Source organism: Microbacterium sp. zg.Y909, from assembly GCF_024626565.1.
Window position 1 is genome coordinate 1 of record NZ_JANJFJ010000565.1, and the last position, 2,087, is coordinate 2,087.

General features: G+C 71.0%; 3 protein-coding genes. 1 reads left to right on the forward strand and 2 read right to left on the reverse strand.

Going from position 1 to position 2,087, the window contains the following annotated elements; translation table 11 throughout:
* Nucleotides 1–251, reverse strand: a 251-nt coding sequence (locus NQ160_RS22860) for an amino acid kinase family protein (protein WP_441338275.1), incomplete at its 3' end; no start/stop codon positions are given.
* A 142-nt stretch (nt 252–393) separates the two neighbouring features.
* On the opposite strand from NQ160_RS22860, the gene NQ160_RS22865 reads away from it, so the two are divergent.
* A complete protein-coding gene (locus NQ160_RS22865; protein WP_257517314.1) occupies nt 394–1,791 on the forward strand; it encodes a threonine/serine ThrE exporter family protein in 1,398 nt (465 codons plus the stop codon).
* 36 nt (nt 1,792–1,827) lie between these two features.
* Here the strand turns inward: NQ160_RS22865 and NQ160_RS22870 are convergent.
* The coding region (locus NQ160_RS22870; RefSeq protein ID WP_257517315.1) for a toprim domain-containing protein at nt 1,828–2,087 on the reverse strand (260 nt) is incomplete at its 5' end.

Consider the following 2,087-nt stretch of genomic DNA (forward strand, 5'->3'; position numbering starts at 1 on the left):
GCCATCGCCAGCAGAGCCATCGAGATGCGCTCACCGCTCGAGAGCAGCATGTCGAGTTCACGCGGCGCGGGGATGGGGGCGACTTCGTGGGCGAGGTCGAGGAGCTCGTCGGTGGTGTCGCCCATCGCACTGACCGCCACGACGACTTCGTGTCCGGCACGGCGGGCGTCGACGATTCGCTTGGCGACGCGCTTGATGCTCTCAGCGTCGGCGACCGACGAGCCGCCGTACTTCTGCACGATCAACGCCATAGGTACTCCCAGGATCGAGGGCGGATGCCGCACCCAACCGCCCATTCTACAAAGCGCGGCATTGCGCCTCTGCCATGTGACGAGGCCACCCCCTGCGGTGGGTACGATCGAAAGGCAGCACAGGCACGAAGGCAGGCGGACGATGCAGCAACGGCGTCAGCGCCTGGCCAGGTCTCTGGACACGCTCATACGCGGGACCGAGTCCTCCCCCGCTCTGACCGAGGCGCTCCCGATCATCGATGACGCGCTTGCTGCGCGGATGCTCGACCTCGCGGTGCGCATCGGCGAGACCATGCTCGTCGCCGGTGCCGGCGCGAGCGAGGTGGCACTGACGATCGTGCGGGTCTCCGGCGCATACGGCCTCAAGCCGGTGCACGTGGACATCACGTACAACTCCATCACCGTCGCCCACCACCGCAGCGACGCCGCACGCCCCATCACGCTGCTGCGGGTCGTGCGGGGACCCGCGCCCGATCACGAGAGGCTCCAGCGCCTGCAGAGGCTCGTCGCCGACATCTGCGCAGGAATGACGCTGGATGCCGCCGCGACGGAGTTCCGCGCCATCCGGCGCGCGCCGTTCCGGTACCGGCCTGCCATCGTGATCGCAGCCCAGGCCCTCCTCGCCGTCGGGGTGGCGGTGATGTTCGGCGGCAACTGGCTGGTGATCGCACTCGCCTTCATCGCTGCGGCACTGGCCGCGTTCACCCAGTTCGGCCTGGCCAAGGCGCAGGTGCCGTTCTTCTTCAGCCAGATCGCCGGCGCGTTCGTGCTGACGATGGTCGCCGCGCTCAGCCCGCTGCTCGCAGCGACGGGATGGGACGAGGCGGCATCCGTCCGTCCCTCGGTGATCGTCGCGTCGGGCATCGTGCTGATGCTCGCCGGGCTGACCGTCGTGGGGGCGGCGCAGGATGCCATCGACGGCTTCGCCCTCACGGCGACGGGGCGCATCCTCGAACTGACGACGCAGACCCTGGGCGTTGTGCTCGGCATCCTCGCCGGTCTCGAGACGGCGCGGGTGGTCGGGCTGGGGATGGCGCCGCCGAGCGATGCGGTGCCCCTCGGCCCCGTCCCCCTGCAGTTCCTCGGCGCGGCGCTCATCGCCGTCGCCGTGGCGGTGTTCAACGGCGCCGGCACCCGCATCATCGTCATCAGCACTCTGCTGAGCACGGTGGCCTGGTTCGGCTTTCTCGCGGCCTCGGCCGTCGGCTTCGATGCGGCGGCGGCCAGCGGCGTCGGCGCGTTCGGCGGGAGCCTCTTGGGCGTCGTCGTGGCCTACCGGCTGCACGTGCCCTCGGTGGCGATCACGACCGCAGCGATCCTGCCCCTCGTGCCCGGTGCGGCGGTGTTCCGCGGGTTGCTGTCGGTCGTGGAGTCGGGGTCCGACCCGGCGGTGCTCCTCACCGGCTTCGGCACGCTCGCCGCGGCCGCAACAGTCGGCATCAGCCTCGCCGTCGGCGCGTCATTGGGCATCTACCTCGGGCAGCCGCTGCGCGCGTCGCTGACCGGCGTCGCCCGTGCGCGGGCGCGACTGCGCCGCTGACCTCGCGTTTCCGTGACCGCGGCCGAGCGGGCGCGCTCAGACCGAACGGCGCCCCTCGAACGCCCGGCCGAGGGTGACCTCGTCGGCGTACTCCAGGTCGCCGCCGACGGGAAGACCCGATGCCAGCCGGGTCACGCGGATCTCCAGCGAACGCAGCAGCCGGCTCAGGTAGGTGGACGTCGCCTCACCCTCGAGGTTGGGGTTCGTGGCGAGGATCACTTCCTGCACGGTGCCGTCGGCCAGGCGCTGCATGAGCTGCGTGATGCGCAGGTCGTCGGGGCCGACGCCGGCGATGG

Bases quoted from the DNA above. Each gene is read 5' to 3' on its own strand.
- NQ160_RS22865 (WP_257517314.1), top strand. From the start codon at position 394: ATGCAGCAACGGCGTCAGCGCCTGGCCAGGTCTCTGGACACGCTCATA.